Origin of the sequence: Zobellia russellii, assembly GCF_044597075.1 — a bacterium.
Lineage (GTDB): Bacteria > Bacteroidota > Bacteroidia > Flavobacteriales > Flavobacteriaceae > Zobellia > Zobellia russellii.
Genome location: NZ_CP139000.1, coordinates 2688783 through 2711269, shown reverse-complemented (window position 1 = coordinate 2711269; position 22487 = coordinate 2688783). Strand labels below are relative to the sequence as shown.

At 39.8% G+C, this 22487-nt stretch carries 19 protein-coding genes; all 19 read right to left on the bottom strand.

Annotation, left to right across the window (positions count from 1 at the left end; translation table 11 throughout):
• The 19 genes from SJY45_RS11075 to SJY45_RS10985 all read right to left on the bottom strand — a co-directional run bounded on the left by SJY45_RS11075 (window position 1) and on the right by SJY45_RS10985 (window position 22482).
• The gene (locus tag SJY45_RS11075) at window positions 1-1068 is read right to left on the bottom strand and encodes a hypothetical protein (RefSeq protein WP_400070713.1); all 1068 of its coding nucleotides are present in this window, start codon (window positions 1066-1068) and stop codon (window positions 1-3) included.
• Window positions 1069-1356: 288 nt separating this feature from the next.
• Window positions 1357-2961 carry a M1 family metallopeptidase gene (locus SJY45_RS11070; protein ID WP_400070711.1) on the bottom strand — a complete coding sequence of 535 codons (1605 nt, stop codon included), beginning with the start codon at window positions 2959-2961 and terminating at the stop codon, window positions 1357-1359.
• A 30-nt stretch (window positions 2962-2991) separates the two neighbouring features.
• Window positions 2992-4272 (bottom strand): argininosuccinate lyase, encoded by a 1281-nt coding sequence (gene argH / locus SJY45_RS11065; protein ID WP_400070709.1) that lies wholly within the window; start codon window positions 4270-4272, stop codon window positions 2992-2994.
• A gap of 78 nt (window positions 4273-4350) precedes the next feature.
• Window positions 4351-5415: a M20 family metallo-hydrolase gene (locus tag SJY45_RS11060; protein ID WP_400070707.1), complete on the bottom strand. Its 1065-nt coding sequence runs from the start codon at window positions 5413-5415 to the stop codon at window positions 4351-4353.
• Between the two features lie 2 nt (window positions 5416-5417).
• The gene (gene argB, locus SJY45_RS11055) at window positions 5418-6191 is read right to left on the bottom strand and encodes an acetylglutamate kinase (protein ID WP_400070706.1); all 774 of its coding nucleotides are present in this window, start codon (window positions 6189-6191) and stop codon (window positions 5418-5420) included.
• Between the two features lie 4 nt (window positions 6192-6195).
• On the bottom strand, window positions 6196-7131 hold the full coding sequence (locus SJY45_RS11050) for an acetylornithine carbamoyltransferase (protein WP_400070704.1): 936 nt from the start codon (window positions 7129-7131) through the stop codon (window positions 6196-6198).
• 50 nt (window positions 7132-7181) lie between these two features.
• Window positions 7182-7970 carry a glutamate 5-kinase gene (proB, locus tag SJY45_RS11045; protein WP_400070702.1) on the bottom strand — a complete coding sequence of 263 codons (789 nt, stop codon included), beginning with the start codon at window positions 7968-7970 and terminating at the stop codon, window positions 7182-7184.
• Window positions 7971-8016: 46 nt separating this feature from the next.
• The gene (locus SJY45_RS11040) at window positions 8017-9216 is read right to left on the bottom strand and encodes a glutamate-5-semialdehyde dehydrogenase (protein WP_400070700.1); all 1200 of its coding nucleotides are present in this window, start codon (window positions 9214-9216) and stop codon (window positions 8017-8019) included.
• Complete coding sequence (locus tag SJY45_RS11035) at window positions 9216-10340, bottom strand: aspartate aminotransferase family protein (RefSeq protein ID WP_400070698.1); 1125 nt, start codon at window positions 10338-10340, stop codon at window positions 9216-9218. The genes SJY45_RS11040 and SJY45_RS11035 overlap by 1 nt, the downstream gene beginning before the upstream one ends.
• 56 nt (window positions 10341-10396) lie before the next feature.
• Window positions 10397-11197 (bottom strand): pyrroline-5-carboxylate reductase, encoded by an 801-nt coding sequence (gene proC, locus SJY45_RS11030; RefSeq protein WP_215437779.1) that lies wholly within the window; start codon window positions 11195-11197, stop codon window positions 10397-10399.
• Window positions 11198-11267: 70 nt separating this feature from the next.
• The gene (argC, locus tag SJY45_RS11025; protein WP_400070696.1) at window positions 11268-12242 is read right to left on the bottom strand and encodes an N-acetyl-gamma-glutamyl-phosphate reductase; all 975 of its coding nucleotides are present in this window, start codon (window positions 12240-12242) and stop codon (window positions 11268-11270) included.
• Window positions 12235-13425: an argininosuccinate synthase gene (gene argG / locus SJY45_RS11020; protein ID WP_400070694.1), complete on the bottom strand. Its 1191-nt coding sequence runs from the start codon at window positions 13423-13425 to the stop codon at window positions 12235-12237. The genes argC and argG overlap by 8 nt, the downstream gene beginning before the upstream one ends.
• 53 nt (window positions 13426-13478) lie before the next feature.
• A complete protein-coding gene (locus SJY45_RS11015; protein ID WP_215437785.1) occupies window positions 13479-14102 on the bottom strand; it encodes a GNAT family N-acetyltransferase in 624 nt (207 codons plus the stop codon).
• Between the two features lie 218 nt (window positions 14103-14320).
• Entirely contained in the window at window positions 14321-15682 is a 1362-nt protein-coding gene (locus tag SJY45_RS11010; RefSeq protein WP_400070691.1) for a mannosyltransferase, read from the bottom strand.
• 79 nt (window positions 15683-15761) lie between these two features.
• Window positions 15762-17246 carry a glycosyltransferase gene (locus SJY45_RS11005; RefSeq protein WP_400070689.1) on the bottom strand — a complete coding sequence of 495 codons (1485 nt, stop codon included), beginning with the start codon at window positions 17244-17246 and terminating at the stop codon, window positions 15762-15764.
• A 1-nt stretch (window position 17247) separates the two neighbouring features.
• Window positions 17248-17943, bottom strand: a complete 696-nt coding sequence (locus tag SJY45_RS11000; RefSeq protein ID WP_400070687.1) for a glycosyltransferase family 2 protein — start codon at window positions 17941-17943, stop codon at window positions 17248-17250.
• 9 nt (window positions 17944-17952) lie between these two features.
• Window positions 17953-20352: an alpha-L-rhamnosidase C-terminal domain-containing protein gene (locus SJY45_RS10995; protein WP_400070685.1), complete on the bottom strand. Its 2400-nt coding sequence runs from the start codon at window positions 20350-20352 to the stop codon at window positions 17953-17955.
• Window positions 20352-20834 (bottom strand): toxin-antitoxin system YwqK family antitoxin, encoded by a 483-nt coding sequence (locus SJY45_RS10990; RefSeq protein WP_400070683.1) that lies wholly within the window; start codon window positions 20832-20834, stop codon window positions 20352-20354. Before SJY45_RS10990 ends, SJY45_RS10995 begins: the two co-directional genes overlap by 1 nt.
• Window positions 20835-20901: 67 nt before the next feature.
• Entirely contained in the window at window positions 20902-22482 is a 1581-nt protein-coding gene (locus SJY45_RS10985) for a 4Fe-4S binding protein (protein ID WP_400070681.1), read from the bottom strand.
• Window positions 22483-22487: the final 5 nt, after the last annotated feature.

The following is a 22487-nucleotide window of genomic DNA, read 5'->3' as shown; positions in this document are numbered from 1 at the left end:
CTATTCCTCATTTAGTATAATATCAGCCAGAATTGCTTCTATTTCCTCTTCGGTAAGACCAGCGGTAATTTTAGAACTGTAGATGAAACGAATAATATCTTTTTCTACAGCTAGGAAATCATTTTCTGTACTAATTTGAGAGCACAAAAAGCTTCCTTCGTCTTCACATTTATTAGAATGTCCAAAACCTAGTGCATGCCCCAGCTCATGTTTTAAAAGTGCTTCGGCCGGGTTTGATATCCATATTCGGGTGGAGACCAAAACAGAATTTTCGGACGGGCTCATAGCAAAACCATGGTAATTCCCATCTTTAATTTCATCGTACATATCAGGCCAAACCCCTTTTACCTCTTCTTTACTGCCGTAAAATAAAATTGCATTGGCATCTTCGGAATTTTGAACTAACGATATGTTGAAATCTCCAGAAGAGAATAATGCGTTGTACTGTTCTAGGACGCTTTCCGTAGTAGTTTCATATTGTTCTGAAATGGTTCCGGTAAGGTGCAATTTCATAGAGTTTGCCCATTTTTGGTTAAAGTCTAGAGGAATGTTACTATCTCCTTTCCAATAGGTTAAATGTTGGGCGTAAGCAACAACTTCCTTTTGTTCGTCCGTTAGAAGTGTAACTTCCTCTACATTGTTAATTGCTAGGTCATAACTCTTGTCAACTATAGTTTTACCGTCAAATGCAGAGACCATAAACGTGTAGGAATCCTTTGTTTCAAAGTCTAGTTTAAGCAGCGGACCCGTTATGATTTCACCGGTAACTTCATCAATTACAAGATCGGCACTAGACTCTATGGAGTAAGTTATTTCATCTTGGTCACTATCGCTAGCAGTTACAAAACCAATAGAACTGGCAGCTAATGAGTGCTCATTTATTGAATAGTTGGCTGCTTCAAAAACAGGAATTGAATTTGTGTTTTCTGAGGTTGTTTCTTCGGTCTCTTCCTCATTTTCGGATGTTGTTTTGGTAGTTTCATCAATTGCATCCAGGGTATCTTCTTCCAAATCAGTACTACAAGAAAATATGCAAAGGGAAATTAGGGGAATGAAAATTCTTTTCATGTGGGGTAGTAGGTTAAAAATGGTTGGGTATTGGTTTATTGGTATTTAAAAGTATAAGAATGGTATTCTGTCGAAGAATTTTTGTTGTGAATACTATAATTTACAAGGTGAGTTTGTTAAAATTATAAGTGTGAGACATATTTGAGTAGGGGAAATATGACTACAACATTGATTTTTAGAGCAGTAAATAGTTCTGAAAAACAAAAGATTATTGTAAGATAAACCTACCTCTCTAGTATTATGTTCAAGAGGGAAGGAAGTTAAAGCGTAGAGTGGTGGTGGGTATATTTAGTTGCTTTTCTCTTCAAACAACAACCAAGATTCCGGGTCTAGAACAACATCATCCGGTTGGTAGTCTAGTTTTATGGTCAAGTTCTTTCTGGCGTTTTCCATATCCATTTTGTAGATGACAATTTCCCCGTCTTTAACAACACCTATTTCAATGGGAAATTTAAAAATATGGTGCTTTTGAACTTGAGTAAGATTGATTTGCAGATTCTTCTTATTGTAGTTCCAATCCCATTTAAGTTCTGGATAACCCTTTGTAAACAGCCACTGCTGAAAGAACGACTCAAGGTCTTCCCCTGAAGCCTGTTCCATTATTTTCCGAAAATCAACAGTCATTGCATTGGAATTCTGAAAAGCCTTGTAATAGGCCTTAATGCCTTTCCAAAAAATCTCATCGCCTAACTTATGGCGCAACATATTCAATACCCAACCTCCCTTTTGGTAGGTGTTTGTGCTTAAAACCTTCAGTGGGTCAGTAATGGAAGGGTCTACAATGGGTGATGGGTTTTTTTGATAATACTCTATGATTTGCTTACGGTCCAGTTCTAATTCCTCTTTTCGCTTGTTGTTACCATAGACACTTTCTTGATAAAGGATTGCGAAATAGGTAGCGAAACCTTCGCTGAGCCAAACATGGTTCCAATCGTTTTCACTGGCAGAATTACCAAACCATTGGTGGGCTATTTCGTGGGCAATAAGTCCTTCCACTTCGTTTTTTCCGGTTACGGAATTTTCAAAATAGGCAATGGTGCCGGCATTTTCGAGACCTCCCCATTGGGTTTTGGCCTGCATGTTGGCCAATTTGGCGTAGGAATACGGACCAATATTATCTATAAAATATTTCAGCACTTTGGTAGCAACACCATAGTCCGAGAATCCGTCCAACCGATTTTCTGGATAGACCCATGCCGAAACGGGAATGTCATACACCTCGTCCAAAAGTTTGCTTGCAAATTTCGTAACGCCAATGGTTACTACTTTCATGGCAACGGGAGCGGGTTCTTTGTAGGTAGTCAATTTTAATCCGTTGCCCAAATTGCTTTCTTCTATTTTTTCACCGGTGGCCACTACATCATAATGGTCGGGAGCTATAATCCTAAATTCAATAGTAGCTTTATCCGATGGGTGGTCTACCGATGGAAGCCAGTGCCGTGCCAGATTGGGCCAGTTGTCACCAAAGAAAGAACGTTGCCCAAATTTAGTGGTGTCAATGACAAGGCCTCTCTCAGGAATACCTTCATAGACCACTTTATAAGTTCTAGTTTTTTCTTTGGATGCAGATGGCGTTATGTTTATTTTGTTACGCTCGTAGCTATAGTTGGCTTCCGTGTCTCCTTCAAAAACATGGGTTATATGCATGCCATAGGTATCTCCTTTGGCGATGAGGTCCAATGCAAACGGATTCACTTCATTCTTAAAATCAACCGTAATTTCAGCTTCTCCTTTTATGCTATTGGATGCATCATTTAAAGTAAGCCCAAAAACGTAAGCCTGTACATCCGCTGAGGTGTTTCTTTGGTAGGTGTCTTGGGCATTTATACTTGGCCCTATCACCATGATTAAAATAAAGAGACAAAAATGGAGGTACTGTATTTGCGTTTTCATGAAGCCTGGTTCTATAATATGCCTAGCAATTTAAGAAATCTTGTCCATCTTCCCTTTAATCTCCTCCAGACATAAATTACCTAAGCTACCTTCGTGCGTATGGTGAATGTCTCTCTTTGGCGTAAAGGTGCCTTCTTGAATTTCTTGCCCCATTTTTTTGTAGGCATCCCTAAAGGGTAACCCGCTTTGTACCAATTCGTTCAATGTGTCCACGCTGAACAGATAATCGTATTTTGGGTCTTCCAAAATGCCCTTGTTCACCTTCATTTCTTTAAGGCTGAAAGTAAGAATCTCAATACATGCCTTCATATCCTGAATGGCGGGAACAATAATTTCCTTTACCAATTGCAGATCACGGTGATACCCGCTTGGTAGGTTGTTGATGACCAAAGTCAGCTGATTGGGTATGCTCTGTAGCTTGTTGCATTTACCCCGTGCTAGTTCAAAAACATCAGGGTTTTTCTTGTGCGGCATAATACTACTACCGGTGGTCAACTCATCTGGAAAAGACAGGAAGTTGAAATTCTGACTCATATACAAACAGATGTCCATGGCCAGTTTTGATAGGGTGGCGGCAATATTTGCCATTCCAAAAGCAGTTGCTTTCTCCACTTTTCCACGGCCCATTTGAGCAGCAACAACGTTATATTTTAGAGTTTCAAAACCCATTTCTTTAGTAGTGAAACTACGGTCTATAGGGAAAGAGCTTCCGTAACCGGCTGCACTTCCTAAAGGATTTTGGTCAGCTACCTTATAAGCAGCCTCAACAAAATATAAATCATCTATAAGACTTTCTGCGTAGGCCGATAACCACAGCCCAAAAGAAGATGGCATTGCAATCTGTAAGTGGGTATATCCGGGAAGCAAAACGTCTTTGTGCTTTTCGGCAAGTTCCAAAAGCAAATCAAAAAGCTCCTTGGTGCCTGATTTTATTTCTGAAAGTTCGTTTTTCAAATATAGGTGCATGGCCACCAAAACTTGATCGTTTCTAGACCGTGCAGTGTGTATTTTTTTACCGGTGTCGCCTAATTTTTCAGTGAGTACATATTCTATTTTCGAGTGCATGTCCTCAAACGAATCGTCAATTACGAACTCGCCTTTTTCAATGATTTCGGCAATGGCATCCAATTCTTTTACCAAGTCCGTAGTTTCCTCATTGGTCAACAATCCAATTTTACCCAGCATTTTGGCATGTGCCTGCGAAGCGATGACGTCGTATTTCGCCAAGTGTAAATCAAGCTCACGGTCGTTTCCAACGGTGAAATGGTCAATTTTTTTATCGGTGCTAAAGCCTTTGTCCCAGAGTTTCATTTTTCTTAGTGTTGAGTAGTTAGTAGTTAGTACCGAGTATTGAGATTAATCTCAATACTCGGTACTTTGTACTAATCGCTATTTTATAAATCCTTTCAATAAATTAATATACAAATCTATTCCGTCTTCTATTTCTTTGACGTAGATGTATTCATCCGCCGAATGTGATCGTGTGCTATCCCCAGGCCCTAATTTAAGGGACTGACAGGTTAATGCGGCTTGGTCCGAGAGAGTAGGGGAGCCGTAGGTTTTTCTTCCCAATGCAATTCCCGACTGCACTAATGGATGATTTTTATCAATAGCCGAAGAATTCAGTTTTAATGAGCGCTCCTTTAATTCACAAGGTGCTTCTTTCTTTAGAATTTCAGCAATTTCTCCGTTGGTGTATTTGTCGTTTACACGCACATCTATAACCAAGTCTACCTGTGCAGGAACCACGTTATGTTGTGAGCCTCCGTTAATTTGTGTAACCGTTAATTTTACGGGGCCCAGGGCTTCCGAAACCTTATCGAACTTATAGTTTTTAAACCACTCCAATACTTCAATAGTGTTGTAAATGGAGTTGTTATCGTTGGGGTGTGCTGCATGCGAAGGGGTGCCTTTTATGACCGCATCAAAAACAACCAATCCTTTTTCAGCTATGGCCAAATCCAACAAAGTAGGTTCGCCCACAATGGCAACATCAATCTTTGGTAGGTGTGGCAGAAGTCCACGTAGGCTATTAGGGCCTGAACTTTCTTCTTCCATGGAAGCTACCATTAGAATGTTATGATTTAGGTTTTCCTCCGCATAATAGTGGGTGAACGTTGCGATAAGGGAAACCAAAGCACCACCGGCATCGTTACTACCCAAACCATAAAGTTTTCCATCTTCAATATGTGGGTTGAAAGGGTCCCTTGTGTAAGCCGAATTTGGTTTTACCGTGTCATGATGCGAATTTAGAAGCAAGGTAGGCTTGCTTTCATCATAGTGTTTGTTTACCGCGTACACATTGTTCAAGTGACGTTTAAAAGGAATGTCAAAAGCTTTGAACCAGTTTTCAATGGCATCGGCAGTTTTATCCTCTTCAGATGAAAACGATTGAATCGAAATCAGTTCCTTTAATAAGTCTATTGCTTTTTCCGTTAATGCTGCTTGTTCCATTTTTATAGGGTAAGAGTAGTGAATAAAGTGGATTTAGGGTCTAACATGCCAATATCACCAATGCGTACTTGATGTACGTTTTGTTTAAGGGCGTGAAAGCAATTCTCCATTTTTGGGAGCATACCATCTGCAATAATCTTCTGCTCCAGTAAAGTTTTGTAGGATTCGGTGTCAATATGCTTAACTATGGATTCTTCATCGGCTACATCCATAAGGACACCCTTTTTCTCAAAACAGTAATAAAGTGTGGTTTCGTAATTAGAGCTCATGCCAATGGCCAACTCGGAAGCTATGGTATCTGCGTTAGTGTTCAGCAATTGTCCCTTACCGTCATGCGTCATCGCACAGAAAACGGGAGTGAGACCTGCTTCTAGAAGCTTTGTAACAACCGTTGCGTTGACACCATCAACATCTCCGGCAAAACCATAATCAATGTCCTTTACAGGTCTTTTATGAGCTTGAATGGTATCTCCGTCCGCACCGCTAAGTCCAATGGCATTACAATTTAAGGATTGTAGCTCCGCTACGATATTTTTATTGACGAGTCCGCCATAGACCATGGTAATCAGCTCAAGGCTTTTTTCATCTGTAATACGGCGTCCACCAATGAGTTTGGATTCTATACCTAATCTTTTTCCCAATTGGGTGGCCAGTTTTCCACCGCCATGAACCAATATTTTTGGACCTTCCAATTCAGAAAAAGCCTTTAGGAATTTAGAGAGTTCTTCTTTGTTTTCAATGACGTTACCGCCTATTTTTATAATAGATAACTTCATGGGTTTACTGTTCCAATATTTTCTTCAATACAATTTGTGCGGCGTAAGTTCTGTTGTTGGCCTGTTCTATGACCAAAGATTGGTCGCCATCTAGGACAGCATCCGCAACTACTATGTTTCTACGTACCGGTAGACAGTGCATAAATTTAGCGTTACCCACTTTTTCCGGGGTCATGGTCCAGCTTTTATCTTGGTTTAAGACTTTGCCGTAATCGTTGTAACTGCTCCAGTTTTTTACGTAAATGAAGTCGGCATTTTCGCAAGCTTTGTTCTGGTCGTACTCAATAGTTGCTCCTTTGGTGACTTCTGGGTTCAATTCGTAGCCTTCCGGATGTGTGATTACGAAATCGGCATCTTGCAAATGCATCATCTCTACAAATGAATTGGCTACGGCATGAGGTAATGCCTTTGGGTGAGGTGCCCAAGAAAGCACCACCTTAGGTCTTGTTTTAGTGTTTTGTTCGGCCAAGGTAATGGCATCGGCCAAAGCCTGTAACGGGTGGCCTACTGAACTTTCCATATTTACAATGGGTACGCTGGCGTATTTTTTAAATCCGTTCAAAACCTTTTCGGCTTCGTCTTCTTCTTTGTCCTGCAATCCGGCAAAGGCTCTAATGGCAACAATATCACAGTACTGTGATATAACTTGTGCTGCTTCTTTAATATGTTCCGAAGTGCCTTGGTCCATAACGGTTCCATCAGCGTATTCCAAAGCCCAGCCCTCGCTTCCAAAGTTCATGGCAATTACCTCCATTCCAAGGTTCATAGCTGCTTTTTGGGTGCTCAAGCGAGTACGAAGACTGTTGTTGAAGAATAACAACCCAATAGTTTTATCCGAACCTAAGTTCTTGTGTTTCCTTGGGGCTTCTTTTAAATCTCGGGCCTCTTTCACCCAGTTTTCCAACGAATCTATGTCTTGTAAAGAAAGGTAATGTTTCATTTGTGTTCTTTTCTCTTGCTATTCTATTTTTTCTGTGGATGTTATCTACATCAATGGTCCGCTAAAAAGTGACCGTCTTTTGTCTTTATTTTGGTATGCTTGCCGGTCCCCTCAAAAGCATCGGTTATAAAGTTGTCGTTAAGTCCGTTTACGATCCAAGTTTCAATACCGGCCTTTTGGGCAATGGTAGCAGCTTCCACTTTGGATTGCATTCCTCCGGTACCGTGCGATGATTTGTGCGAGCTTATTTCTTGTTGCAGACTATCAATACCCAATACTTCTGCAATAGTGTCCGGTTTTCCGTTTTCTATGGAAGCTTTGGTATATATCCCATCCGTATTGGTGGCAATCATTAAAAGGTCCGCTTTAAGCAAGGCAGCCGTTAATGCGGCCAGTTTATCATTATCGCCAAACTGAATTTCATCTGCCGCAACCGTGTCATTCTCATTAATGACAGGAATAAAATTATTGCTTACCAAAATGTCTATAGTATTCTTGATATTGGCTTTTGATTTTGGGTTCTCAAAATCCGAATACGATAAAAGACACTGTGCGGCAAAAATTCCTAATTCCCTAAAGCTCTCTTGGAACATGCGCATTAAATGCGGTTGGCCAATAGCGGCCAATGCTTGTTTTACGTTTATTTCCTCTCCGTTGTGCTCCAATTTCACGAACTGCTTAGCTGCGGCAATGGCCCCGGAACTTACAATGACAAACTCATAATCGTCCTTAAGCAGTGCTATTTGTCTACCTATGTCCTCTATTTTTCCTCGGGAAATCTGATTGGTTTCCTTGGTAAGGGTGTTAGAGCCTATTTTTAATAAAATCCTTTTTTTCATCAGGTATTCTTTTTCATCTCGTTGGGAGACAAGCGGGAGTTGAAATTTATCCTCTTGTTTGCCCGGTTCCTTTTACATACCACTTATTGGTCACCAAGTGTTGCAACCCTATAGGGCCTCTTTGGTGCAACTTGTCCGTACTAATGGCAAGTTCGCCCCCCAGTCCAAATTGCCCGCCATCCGTAAAGCGGGTAGAGGCATTGTGGTAGACTGCTGCTGTATCTACATTGCTCATGAAATAATCCGCAGTTTCGTTATTGGCCGTAATGATAGAGGCGCTATGCCCACCACCGTAAGTGTTTATTTTTGAAATGGCATCTTCAATATCCGAACTTTGGCCAATTACAATCTTGTAATCTAGAAACTCTTCGTACCAAACTTGCTTGTCTTCTATGGTTTTTGTACCCTCCATACCGGATATGGCATCATCGGCCAAAATTTCAACATCACTCTTTTTTAATTCCTGTATTAAATGCTGAAGGAACTGTTGTTTGCGTGGTAAATCCGATGAAACAAGAACCTTGTCCAGAGCGTTACAGGCTGAGATTTTGGTCGTTTTTGCGTTGATGATGATATCTATTGCCATCTCTAAATCGGCCTCCTTATCAATAAAAACAAAATTATTTCCACGACCACTAACAATAACAGGGCAAGTGGCATGCTGTTTTACAAAAGCAATAAGTCTTTCGCCACCTCTAGGTACAATAAGATCCACCTTTTGGGTAGGTTTTTCTAGGAAAGCCTGAGTTTCCGTCCGGTTGAATTGCAGATAAGTAACCCAATCCGCTTCGGCTTCGTTAGCTTCTAGCGCCTTATGCCATAAATCTACCAATAGCAGATTGCTGTTAAGCGATTCTTTTCCGCCTTTCAATAAAATCTTGTTTCCTGATTTAAATGCGATTCCAGCCGCTTCGATAGTAACATCGGGTCTGGATTCATAAATGATGAGAATCGTTCCAAAAGGAGCTGTCTTATTGCTTACCTGCATACCGTTCTCGTGCTCAAAACTAAAGCGTTCCACACCTAGAGGGTCCTCTTGTGCCGTTAGTTGCTGCAGGCTCAAAATCATACCATCTATTTTACTTTGGTCTACTTTAAGGCGGTCGCGCATGGCAATATCGTCGCCCGTATAGCTGTCCATATCAATTTTATTGGCAGCTAAAATCGTGGTCCTTTCTTTGTCCAAAAGTTGGGCCATATCAGAAAGTACGGCGTTACGTTGTTTTATGTCCAGTAATAAGCTCATTACAATTCTGCTTTTAAGGCGGTGAAAAAAGTATCTAAATGCGCTTTGGTAATATTCAAGGCAGGAAGGACTCTTAAAACATACTTGTCCTTGGCACCTCCTGTAAATAATTGTTGGTTATGGATTAACCTCTTCCTTAAATCGGCCACTTCAAAATCAAACTCAAGACCTAACATAAGACCTCTACCTTTTACTTTTTTAATTTGAGGTATTTCTACGGCCAAGGTTTTAAAATAACCTTCTAAGTCCGCCGCGTTTTCTATAAGTTTTTCTTCTTCCAAAACTTCCAGAACGGCCAATGTGGCTACGGAAGCCAAATGATTTCCACCAAAAGTGGTGCCCAATAAACCGTAAGAAGCCTTAATGTCTTCATGGATTAGAATGCCGCCCACTGGAAAACCGTTACCCATACCTTTCGCCACCGAAATAATATCCGGTTGTATGTTATGATGCTGAAAAGCGAAGAATTTACCGCTTCTGCCAAAACCACATTGCACTTCATCGGCAATCAATACCGATCCGTTAGCTTTCGTAAGTGAGGCAATTTGCTGATAAAATTCCGTAGTGGGTTCATCCAAACCACCAACACCTTGTATGGTCTCTATAATTACCGCACATACATCTCCTTTTTCTATTTCATTTTGAAATGCTTCCAAGTCGTTCAACGGAAGAAAAGTAACCTTCTGCTGTAAATTGATAGGAGCGTTTATTTTTGGGTTATCCGTTGCGGCAACGGCTGCGGAGGTACGGCCGTGAAAACCGTTGGTGAAGGCGATAATCCTAGATTTTCCAGTATGGAAAGAAGCTAGTTTTAGCGCATTTTCATTGGCCTCTGCACCGGAATTACATAAAAACAGATTGTAATTTTCACAGCCCGAAAGCTCCCCTAGTTTAGTTGCCAGTTCCTCTTGCAAAGGGTTCTTTACAGAGTTGCTGTAAAACCCTATTTGATTTAGCTGGTCCGTAAGACGTTTTATGTAATGTGGATGAGAGTGGCCAATAGAGATTACGGCATGACCTCCGTAGAAATCCAGGTATTCCGTTCCTTTATCATCGGTTACTACTATCCCCTTTGCCGAAACTGGGGTTACATCGTATAATGGGTAAACATCAAATAAATTCATAACTTTTACTGTTGAGCTGATCATAGCTTCTTGTCTTTTATTAGAGAGACCGCCCTTTACAACTGGTTCTCTTTAATTCTACTGATTTTTTCATAGGATGCTACTATCCCCTGGATAAGAGAAGAGCTAAGACCTTGGTGCTCCATTTCATTTAGACCTTGGATAGTGCAACCTTGGGGTGTGGTAACCCGGTCAATTTCTGCTTCCGGGTGACTTCCGGATTCAATTAACAGGCTGGCTGCTCCGCTACAGGTATGCATGGCCAGTTCCTGTGCTTCCTTGGCATCAAAGCCTAACTGAATGGCACCTTGGGTAGTGGCGCGGATCAAACGCATCCAAAAAGCAATACCGCTAGCGCAGATTACCGTTGCGGCCTGCATTTGGGTTTCAGGAATTTCCATGGAATGTCCCATACGATTGAAAATAGCCTTAGCCAATTCAATCTTCTTTTTGCCCTTTTCATTGCTACAGATACAGGTCATGGATTGCCCTACGGAAATAGCCGTGTTGGGCATACTTCTTATGATATTGCAGTCCTCACCAAGAATATCTTCCATTTTAGCGATACTAAAACCGGTTATAGTAGAGATGACCACGTGTTTTTCCGTAAGCAGGTCTTTGGTGCTTTCCAAAATATTTTCCAATTGAGCGGGCTGCACGGCCAAAATAAGAATATCGGAATTTTCAACCGCTTCTCTGTTGTCCGAGGTAATGGTAACATTGCCATAGTTGGCATATTCCTCAATTTCAGCAGTGTTTCTTTTGGTTAGGTACATGGTTGTAGCACCGTTGGAATTTAAAATTCCCTTTGCAATGGAAAGTCCTAAATTTCCTGCTCCTATAATGGCTATTTTCATTTTTAATTTTTTGGTTGTTTCCGTTACCGTTCAGTAGAACCGCATTACGGAAATAGTTTTCTATTAATCGTTAAAAAACGCCGGCTTTTAAGTTAAGGCCCGTACCTTCTTCAAAGCCAAAAATTAAGTTCATGTTCTGAACCGCTTGGCCTGAGGCACCTTTGAGCAAATTGTCTATAGCCGAAGTGATAAGCAATGTGTTTTCATGCTTATGCAAATGAATATGACACTGATTGGTGTTTACAATCTGTTTTAGATGGATGGGTTCTTCGGCTACTTGCGTGAACTGAGCATCTGCATAAAAATCCTTGTACAGGTCAATAGCTTCCTCTAGAGTGCCGTCATATTCAGTATACGCAGTGGCAAGAATGCCACGGGTAAAGTTTCCGCGGTTAGGCAAAAAAAATAGTTCACCTGAATCCGCTTGCAATGACTTTAGGCTTTCGTTTATTTCGCCTAAATGTTGATGGGTGAACGGTTTGTACCAGCTCACATTATTGTTTCTCCAGCTAAAATGAGAGGTGGCAGATGGGCTTACACCCGCACCGGTACTACCCGTAACTGCATTGATATGAACAGCCTGCCCTAATTTGTTGGCTTTTGCTAAAGGCAAAAGACCCAATTGTATGGCGGTAGCAAAACAACCTGGGTTGGCAATATAATCAGCCTTTTTTATCTCTTCTTTTTTGAGTTCAGGAAGTCCGTAAACAAATTTTCTTCCTTCAAAAACAGCATCGGCCTGTAATCTGAAATCGTTACTCAGGTCAATTATTTTGGTGTCTTTTGAAAACTCGTTTTCCTGTAAAAATTTGGAAGAATTACCATGGCCCAAACATAGAAATACAACCGCTACATTAGGATTGATGGTACCGGTAAATTCCATATCGGTCGTGCCCAACAAATCGGCATGTGCCGTGGTAATTTTTTTTCCTGCTCGGGTGGTGCTGTAGACAAAATCTATTTCAGCTTCAGGATGGTGCAAAAGAATTCTAATGAGTTCCCCGCCCGTGTAACCAGAACCACCAATAATACCTACTTTAATCATTTTTCTGATTTACGTGGTTATATATTTTTCCTGAATTGGAAAGTATTTTAATAAAACCTTTGGCATCATCTGCAGACCACCCTTTGTTTACTTCGCCATAACTGCCAAAAGCATCGGTCATTAAATCATGTTGAGAAGAAATTCCGTTGAGTCTAAACTGGAAAGGATATAGGCTGATAAAAACATCTCCTGAAACCGTTTTTTGGGTATCGGTCAAGAAAGCTTCTATGTTTCTCATTACCGCATCCAAATAGTTTCCTTCGTGTAATAGCATACCATAGAAATTACCTTGTTGCTCCTTTTGGAACTGTTGCCATTTGGTAAGCGTATGTTTTTCCAGTAAATGGTGTGCTTTTATTATGATCAATGCAGCCGCAGCTTCAAAACCAACCCTGCCTTTTGTACCGATAATGGTATCACCTACATGAATATCTCTTCCTATAGCATATTTAGAAGCCATAGCCTCCAGCTTTTCTATATTGGCAACAGGACCGTCCTTAACACCATCAATAGCTACTAATTCTCCTTTTTCAAAGGTTAGTTTTACATCAGTAGGTTCCTTTTCCTGCAATTGGCTTGGGTATGCGCTATCCGGTAAAGCTCTTTGTGATGTTAATGTTTCTTCACCACCCACGGAAGTACCCCAAAGGCCTCTGTTTATAGAATATTTGGCCTTTTCCCAAGGATAATCTACACCATTCTGTTTTAGGTATTCAATTTCGGCCTCCCTGGCTAATTTGTTATCCCTAATTGGAGTGATTATTTCAATTTCAGGGGCAACGATTTGGAAAATCATATCAAACCTAACTTGGTCATTACCTGCCCCGGTGCTACCGTGGGCAATATAATTGGCGCCTATTTTTTTAGCGTAGTTTACGATTTCTATTGCCTGTACAATTCGTTCCGCACTTACAGAAAGAGGGTAGGTGTTATTTTTTAGAACATTACCAAAGATGAGGTACTTAACTACTTTGTCATAAAATGTCTGAACGGCATCAATAGAGGTATAGGAACTGGCCCCCAATTGTAGTGCTTTTTCTTCTATGGAAGCAATCTCCTCTTTAGAGAAACCACCTGTATTTACACTTACTGCATGTACGTCAAAACCTTTGTCTTTTGATAGGTATTTAGCGCAGTAGGAAGTGTCTAATCCGCCGCTGTATGCTAAAACTAATTTTTTCATTTTAAAACTGTATTGTCTGGGCCATAATCAGATGATCTATTGGCCTGTTATGGTTATTCGTTTGTTTTCTTTTTTAGGAAAAGCGATTCTTTAATGCTTTTAAGTCTTTGGAAGGCTTTGCTGTTTACTTGTTCTTTTTCCACCTTTTTTTCTTTGACGGTCGCATCATACAGCATACCTGTGCAAAGGCACATTTTACGTTCTGTGCGGGTAAGAATATCAAAGTTCTTGCAGGTCTGGCAGCCTTTCCAAAATTCGGGGTCGTCCGTTAGTTCAGAAAATGTAACCGGTTTGTAACCAAGTTCGTAATTCATTTTCATTACGGCCAAGCCCGTGGTAATACCAAATATTTTGGCATCCGGAAATTTCTCTCTCGAAAGCTCGAAAATTCTTTTTTTAATTTTTTTGGCCAATCCTTGATTTCTATAATCAGGATGAACAATTAGGCCTGAGTTGGCCACGAATTTTTCGTGTCCCCAAACTTCTATATAACAGAAGCCAGCAAACTTGTCTCCGTCTAGGGCGATAACGGCATTGCCGTTTTCCAAACGTTTCTGAATGTATTCTGGTGTACGCTTGGCTATGCCTGTGCCTCTTACCTTAGCAGATTCCGTAATGGTATCGCTAATGATCTGGGCGTATTTAACATGTGACTTGTTAGCAATAATTAGTTTCATTGCCAAAAGGATTTAAACTGTAAAAAAAAATGAATTGTTGGTCGTTGTGCGGAAATGGACTCACCTATTTCCATGAAATATGAAACACCCTTACGGGCGACGGCGACGAGAAAACGGGCGAACTGGAGCAAGGTTGCTCAAAGTTTTAGATATGTGTCTTTGTCCTTTCATGGAAGCCCAAATGTACAAGATTATGCCGAAAGTATAAAGGTGTGAGGTTAATTTTTGCGAAAAATAACAAATTGTTGTTTTGAGTTAAAAATTTCGTAAATCAAAAATGCATATACGGAAATATACTCAACGGCAATTAAACCAAGGTTTTCTTTAAAATCTACCTTTGAGTAGGCGTAATAGCTTAGAATTACCGTTGCGGACCAAAGTACGGCATATTTATAACGGGTGAAAACCCCAAGAACTACCAAGAAAATAATGTACCAAGGATGTACCGTGGCGGACATAAAATAGTACAGGGTAAGTACGGCCAACATTGAAGTAATAAGTACGGATACTTGTTGGTTGTTCCTAAAGAAAGTAAAGAACAATACAGATAGAATAGTAATTACCGGAGTTATTTTACCGTATGTTTTTATAAGCTCCCAAGGTTTTCCGTCAAATTGAACGGCAATGTATTTTATGGCATTGTATAAACCGGCGTTGAATTCAAAATTAGAAAACCATAGACCTACGGTTTTAGAGTAGTTGGCTATAAATTCAGAGGCGTAAAAGGGAGTAAACAAGAAAAGGCACGTAACACCAATTATGGTGTAGAAACTAATACTTTTTTTAAACCCTAGATGTTTTAAGAATAGGGGAAGGAATAATAGCGGTACCAACTTTACGCAGATAGACATGGCATAAGGAATGGCCGCCAAGGCCCATTTTTTAATAGATAACAAATACAGGGCCCATACGAAAAAGAAAAGCATGACCCCTTCAAAATGAAGATTTCCCGTAAGTTCAATAATTACTAAAGGATTAAGAAAATACCAAAAAATAAGGTGAGGAGAGCGGTTAAGATGTTTTAGCAATTTTCTGCCAAAGTAAAAAATACCAATATCCGATAAGATAATCATGGTCTTAAGAACCAGCACGGAACCCATGATACTTTTGCCGCCCAAAATGGAAGCAATGGCAAATAATAATTGATTTAGCGGGGGGTAATTGCTAAAGTGTTTTGCGCTTAAACTACCCATACTGTCATAAAGAGTTTGGGCATTGGGTATTACCAAATTACTTTGGGTAATTAACTCATTGGGAACTTTTAAGTAGGGATTAATAAAATTGCCTACCAAGTGACCGTCCCATATAAAACGATAGTAGTCTTGAGAGAGATTAGGTTCCGTTGTTAAGAAAATCAACCGAAAAAGAATACCAACTACAAGAAGGAATTTAAAGTTCCACTTTTCAAACTGTATGAGTTTATAACAGATAAAAAAGGAAGCGGCAAAAAGTGTAAGCAGTCTAATGAAGTCCGTTCGCACTAACTGAAAAGCGAAGGTGTAATATAGAATGGCACTTAAAAGAGCCAATACTATGGGCACCTTGTGTAATTTCCAGTATGTGGTAAGTCGGTTAGACATTTAACGGTTTGTTCCTATCATCGAAAAAATAAGAAAATTAAATGACATGTGGTCCTTTTGCAAGAATAGATTCTTCGCGTTATGCACGTGAAGTTAAAGACTTGGTGAAAACAAATCCAAAACCTATAAAAAGCATAAAATGAAAAGGGAAAAGTCCAAAATCGTTCAAGGGAATGGCGCTATACATTCCAAAAAGGAAATACACCATTAGAACAGCTTCAAGAATCATGTTTGGAGATAATTTCTTGGTAAGGTACTTATTACCTTTCCAAGAATCCGTAAGGTTATTCAAGTTGAATTTTGGGGTACGTACAAATTCGCTTCTTTTTCCCATATGCCCTTCAAGAACAGCAATTGAATTGTGTAAGGAGAAGCCTAATGCTACAGAAAAGAAAGTAAAGAACAATTTTATATAATCTACAAAATTGTCAAAACTGCTTCCTTGGATACTCTTATAGGTAAACCAATAACAAACAAAAAGAATAATAGTGCTCAGTACAAAGAAACTCAATAGGGTAAAAACAATATCAAGCTGCGGGTATATGGCTTTTATGTACATGGCCGGTATACTCAGTAACGAAACCAAGAAAACACACAGAAACATAGAACTGTTCAGTAAATGCATTACCCCATGAAATTTGGTCTTGAACGAAATGTTCTTGGCCGTAACTACGTTAAAAACCGTTTTTCTAAAGTTTTCTGCACCCCCTTTGTTCCATCTAAATTGTTGTGAACGAGCGGCGCTGATAACTACAGGAAGTTCAGCTGGTGTCTCAACATCTTCAAGATATTTGAATTTCCAGTTCTTTAATTGGGCACGGTAGCTAAGGTCAAGGTCTTCGGTAAGCGTATCCCCTTCCCAGTTTCCTGCGTCTATAATGCATTCTTTACGCCATATTCCGGCAGTACCGTTAAAGTTTATAAAGTGTCCTTTTGCGTTTCGGCCTACCTGTTCCAAAGTAAAATGGGCATCCAAGGCAAAGGCCTGTATACGGGTTAGGGTAGAGTACTCACGGTTAATGTGGCCCCAACGTGTCTGTACCACGCCAATTTCCGGGTCTTTAAAGTAAATAACTGTCTTTTTTAACCAATCGCCGGATGGCATAAAATCTGCATCAAAAATGGCAATAAACTCACCTTTTGCAATTTCCAGTCCTTCTTTTAATGCTCCCGCTTTAAAACCCTGGCGATTTTCGCGGCGTATATGTTGAATGTCAAGACCTGTTTCCTGCAAGGTCCTTACCCGTTCTGCGGTATCGTTTACAGAATCGTCCGTAGAATCATCAAGCACCTGAATTTCAAGTTTACTTTTAGGGTATTCTATTTTTGCAATGTTCTCTAGCAACCGTTCCATAACGTACTCCTCGTTATAGACAGGTAGCTGTATAGTAACATAGGGAATCTCCTTTGGGTCAAGAAGATTGAATTTTGGGGCAATTTGGTTGCGTCTTTTGTACCCTAGGTAATTTACCAAGAGGTTAAGTTGCGCCAAGCTGTAGAAGAATATCAATAGCAGAGCTACACTATAGATTGCGATAATAATGTAAGCAATAAGTAAACCCATATTATTTTATGCTGTATTTAAAAATCCAACCTAATATTTTTATGCCCGCAAATATACTACCTTTTACGGTACCGGAAACTTTTGACACGCCAATTCTTTTTTTGTAACGTACTGGTATTTCGGTATATGCCAACTTTTTCTTTAAAGCCTTTAATTGCATCTCTACCGTCCACCCGTAAGTTTTGTCTTCCATGTTGAGCGCTAATAACTTATCATAAGCTATAGCCCTAAACGGACCTAGGTCTGTAAATGTTGCGCCAAAGAACAATTTCATTAAAAAAGTGGCCAGCCAGTTACCAAAAATTTGCTGTGGAGTCATGCTGCCTTCTTCTCTTAGTCGTTTTACGCGCGCACCAATTACAAAATCTACATCTTTATTCAGAATTGGAGCTACAAGCTTATCAAGTTCTTCTGGATAGTCTGAATAATCTCCGTCAACAAATACGATAATATCAGGTGCTTTGGATTGTTTGGCAACATAGTCCATACCCTTCAAACAAGCGTAGCCATACCCCATTTGGCTCTCGGTCAATACAGTAGCTCCCGCCTTAGTTGCATTTTCTGCTGTTTTATCTGTGGAATTATTGTTTACGACAATTATTTCAGATACCGATTTTGGGATGTCACCAATCACCGAAGCTATAGAATCTGCTTCGTTATATGCAGGAATAATGACTTTAATGTCTGGTTGTAGCATTGGTGAAGCTTATTTTAGCGTGTACTTGTTAGTTCCCTGTTTTAGTGGAATATGTTTGTCGTTCCAAACTAATTCACCTTTCATGCCCTTTGGAATAGTTATTTCCGCCAAAAGTTTGGATTTAGATTTTTTCAGGTTGAAAGTAATGTTGCCCCTAGAAGTAGGAAGCAAACCGTCTATGGTTTCAAGGGCGCCAAAAGCCGGAGCGATCCTTACTTCTTCAAAGTTATTTTTTAAGGATTTTATTCCTGCTAAGTAGTTGAAATAGAAGTAGGCAGGGGAAGCGCTCCATGGATGTACTTCTGATCGTGTTGGTTTTTTTTCGCTTTCAAAACGTTCTAAGGTAGTAGTCATATGATTGTTGACCATAGTTTCCCATGGTTTCTGTGCCAAGTGGAACAATTCTGGAGCACCAACCTTTTGTATAGCCTGAAATAAATAGAAACGGTAATAATAGGTGGCTTGTAGTAACTCTTTGTTATTCAAAATTTTTTCCAGTAGTTCTCTCTGTTCACGGGCTGGTACGGCATCCGTAAGAATAGCCATGATATTTGTATGTTGATCGTAAACAGTCTTATCTGGGCGTTCGGCAAAAAGGTTTTTTTGGTTATCGTAACAAAGGTTGTAAACGGATTTTTTTATTTCTTCTGCTCTGTTTTGATATTTTTCTGCGAAATCATTTTTGCCAATGGCTCTAAACAATTTAGCGGCGTTTTGTAGCGCGTGTACATAATGAAGGGTTACCACGGCGGAGTTTTCTCCATCATTTTTTGTAGCAGTCCCTTTGCCGTCATTTGGTCCTGAATACCAATCTATAAAATAACGATACTTGGTTTTGTTTACCAGATTTCGTCCGTTCATATTTTTTTCGAAACCTGCTAGCGTACTCATGATACCAGCCTCGTATTTTTCAATAAAAGCGGAGTCATTAGTTAGGTTGTAATAATCTGCAACCATATCTACCCAAACCAAGGAATAGGTGGGATAAATATAGGTAGACCTTAATGGATAGGCGCCCAAAATATTACCTTCAGAATCCCGTGATTGATGAAATTGTTCAATAGCGTTCCTAGTGTGTGATAGGTTACCACTCATAGCCTGCCAAAGTAACGCATGAATTTTAGTGTCCCCTACATACTGCATGGTCTCGTAATACGCATCACTTAGGAAATAATCCTGTGTACAGATATCTACCGTTCTTTTACAGATATCAAAAATGGCATTGTACATTTCATTGTCTGAATGAAAACGTGCGTTGGAAGCTATATTGGCTCGTGAACGATAATTTATAAAACTATTTAATACCAGTTCCTGGTCCTTTGTTTCAATTTCAAATTCAACAAAGCGGAAGGTTCGCATCCAATTTGGAATAAACTTTTGTGCATTTTTACCGTTGGAAACAATGCTGTCATAATAGCCTAGCAACTTTTTGTTTTTAATGTTGTTCCGGTCGCCTTTTTCATTTTCTTCACCAAAAAGGTTTTCGGCATATTTTATTTTGATACGTGCATCTTTTCCTTTGCTAAAAACAAGTTCAGGAAACCCGTTCGTGACATATTTTTGGTCAATGAGGAAAGTTGTCTTGTGTTGTGGTGAGATTTTCAGTTCTCCGGAAACGGGGAATTTTGAGGAGGCCTTTTCCGTACTTCTTACAGTATTTCCGATAGCTTCTTTATCCCAAGTTAGTAAGGGTAGATTGCGAGGCTCCAATAAATAGGCAATAGAACCGCCCATGCTACTGGCATTTTCAAAAAACTCCACCTTTTGCCAATCAGAGTCGTTGTAATCTATTGTGTCCCAGTTGGTAGGGTGTTTGTTCATGTCAATAATATCAGTAGGGTTGTTGGCATAAAACCCGCCAACAATAGCCTTTTCCCCATTGCCGCGCCATATTACTTCATTTGCTTTGTAAGAAGGGGCTATGGAACATACCCAATCATCATTATACCCCGTTGTGCTAATGATTTTTGCCCCGTTGGACACTCCGTTTACCACTAAACTTGTGAAAATGGATTGCATGCCCAAAAACCTTCTTTTTCCAAAATTAATAACCTTAACGGCTATAACATTTTTACCCCTATGCAAATAGTTTTTTAGGTTGAGCGTCTCATATTTATAATGCTGGATATCGCTTAATTGTGGGCCGTGAGTTACAAATTCTCCATTTACATATAGAAAGTAATGGTTATCTGCTGAGATGTTGATGATAAAATCTTCTTCTAAATCGGCAACCTTAAATGTGTTGCGAAACAATACAGCGGCGTCTTCACCTCCTTTAATATCTGGGTGGCTTACCCAACTAGCCGTAATATGTTCATTTCCATAAAGGACTTTTGGGTAGTTTATTTCTGTTTGAGACTGAACCGAAATGGTAATTAGAAGCAAGAGGAACAGATAGCAACGTGTCATTATTTAAGGTCGGATAAGTTGTTTTCGCGCCTAAAACTACTAAAACTAAACCATTCCTTAATTTTTTTACCGTTTTGGTATTTTTCGGCCGAGGTCAACTTCTCATTGATGTATTTAAGACAATATCCATTTTTCTTTCCATTAATTAACTGGCATTTGTGGTTCACTTTTCCCATAGAATCATAGAAAAGCCACCAATTGGATTTTTTTCCGTTTGTATAGTGGCCCTCTTGTAGAGGTTTGCCATAACTATCATAAAAATGCCAGTAGGATGTGCGTTTATTGTTTTTGTAGTGCCCTTGCTCCGCTAGTTTTCCGTTGTTGTGGTAAAACTTCCAAAAATCCGTTTTTTCACCGTTTATTAACCAACCTTCTTCTTTAATATTTCCTGTTTGATAGTATTCTTTATGGTATACCGCATCTCCTTTGGACTGTAGTCCAAATAAAACAAGAGCGGCCATAAGAAATAGTTTAGGAAACATTTTTTAAAATTGTTTAATTATAGTCGGTTTATGAACGGGAAACTAACAGGAACAAGGGGTGTTTCTATTATTTTTTGTTTACCAACTCCATTAAATCAACATCATTACCCAATAATACTTCGGTAGGGTTGATACGGCCTTCTTCCGGTCCATTCTCCAGTTTCAGCACTCCACGAGGGCAAACTGCGGAACAAATACCACAGCCCACACAACTAGAGCGTACAATATTTTCTCCTTTTTGGGCATACGCACGTACATCAATGCCCTGCTCACAATAGGTAGAACAATTACCACAGGAAATACACTGGCCACCGTTGGTAGTAATTCTAAAGCGAGATTTAAAACGTTGCACAAAACCAAGGTAAGCAGCCAATGGGCAACCAAACCTACACCATACGCGGTTACCAAAAATAGGATAGAACCCAGTTCCGATAACGCCTGCAAAGACAGCACCAATTAACAAACTATAAGTATTTTGGACACTTTGGGTCTTAATGCCCAATACGGTACCGGATTCGGCAAAGAAACTATACAAGGTCATGCCTGTCATGACCACGGCAAACAACAGGACCCCGTGTATTAACCAACGTTCTACTTTCCAAGAGAATAATGATTTGCTTGAGTGTTGACGGTAAGGGTCACCTAATGTTTCGGCCAAACCTCCACAACCACATACCCAAGAACAATACCACCTTTTTCCAAAGAAATAAACCATAACCGGCACAATAACCAAGGTAAGGACAACACCCCATACGAGAATGAACAATCCTATGCCGCCACTATTAAGTAATGATTTTAAATTCCACTGAAAAAAGAAATCATAGTCCAAAGGAAATGCGTTCTTAAAATCATAGTATGGCATTTGTAAGCGTACCATTATTTCAGGAATTAAGAAAGCAAACACTATCTGGAAGAACAGTACAGAAGTTGTACGCACCATTTGGTATACATTATGACGGTATTTAATGTACATACGTACGGCCATAACGGTCATTACTACACAATACATAAAACCATATACAAACCAATGGCCAGCAGGGTTGCCACTAAGACTTTCGCTTATCGGGTCAACTAAAAAGGTCCAGTTTACGGCATATTCAGGACTAAAGTATAAGACCAAATAAAAGGAAACCAGGAATATGAACACCATCCAAGCAATCCAACCTCTGTTTGTAGCGCTTTCATGGTAAACACCATCGTTTTTAATGCCCTTTTTACCTAATAGAATAACATTGGGCAGAATGAACATTAACGCTCCAATAATGCCAAGGCCAAAGGTCAAGAACCACATAAGGCCTTTGTTTTGGGCGATAAGGCCAGTGCCGGATTTCTTCCCGGCCAAGGCGGCCATATCGTGGCCACTGGTATAGATTACTTTTTTGTATTCTTTATTTTTTTTGTGCTGTGCGTTGGCGTTTTCCAAAGCCGTGGTAATGGCCGGGGATAGACTCAACATACCATTGAATTCTTTGCCTACTACGTTTTGGTTAATAGTTTGGATAAAAGCATCACTTTTAATGTTTTTCTCCTTGATTATTTCTTCAAACGTGTTTTGGTCTAATTGGTAAGTACCTATAACTGGTATGACCGTAAAAGTGGCCAGTCCTATTAAGAAGATGACCAGTCCTATATTTTTTATTGCTTTCATTTTGT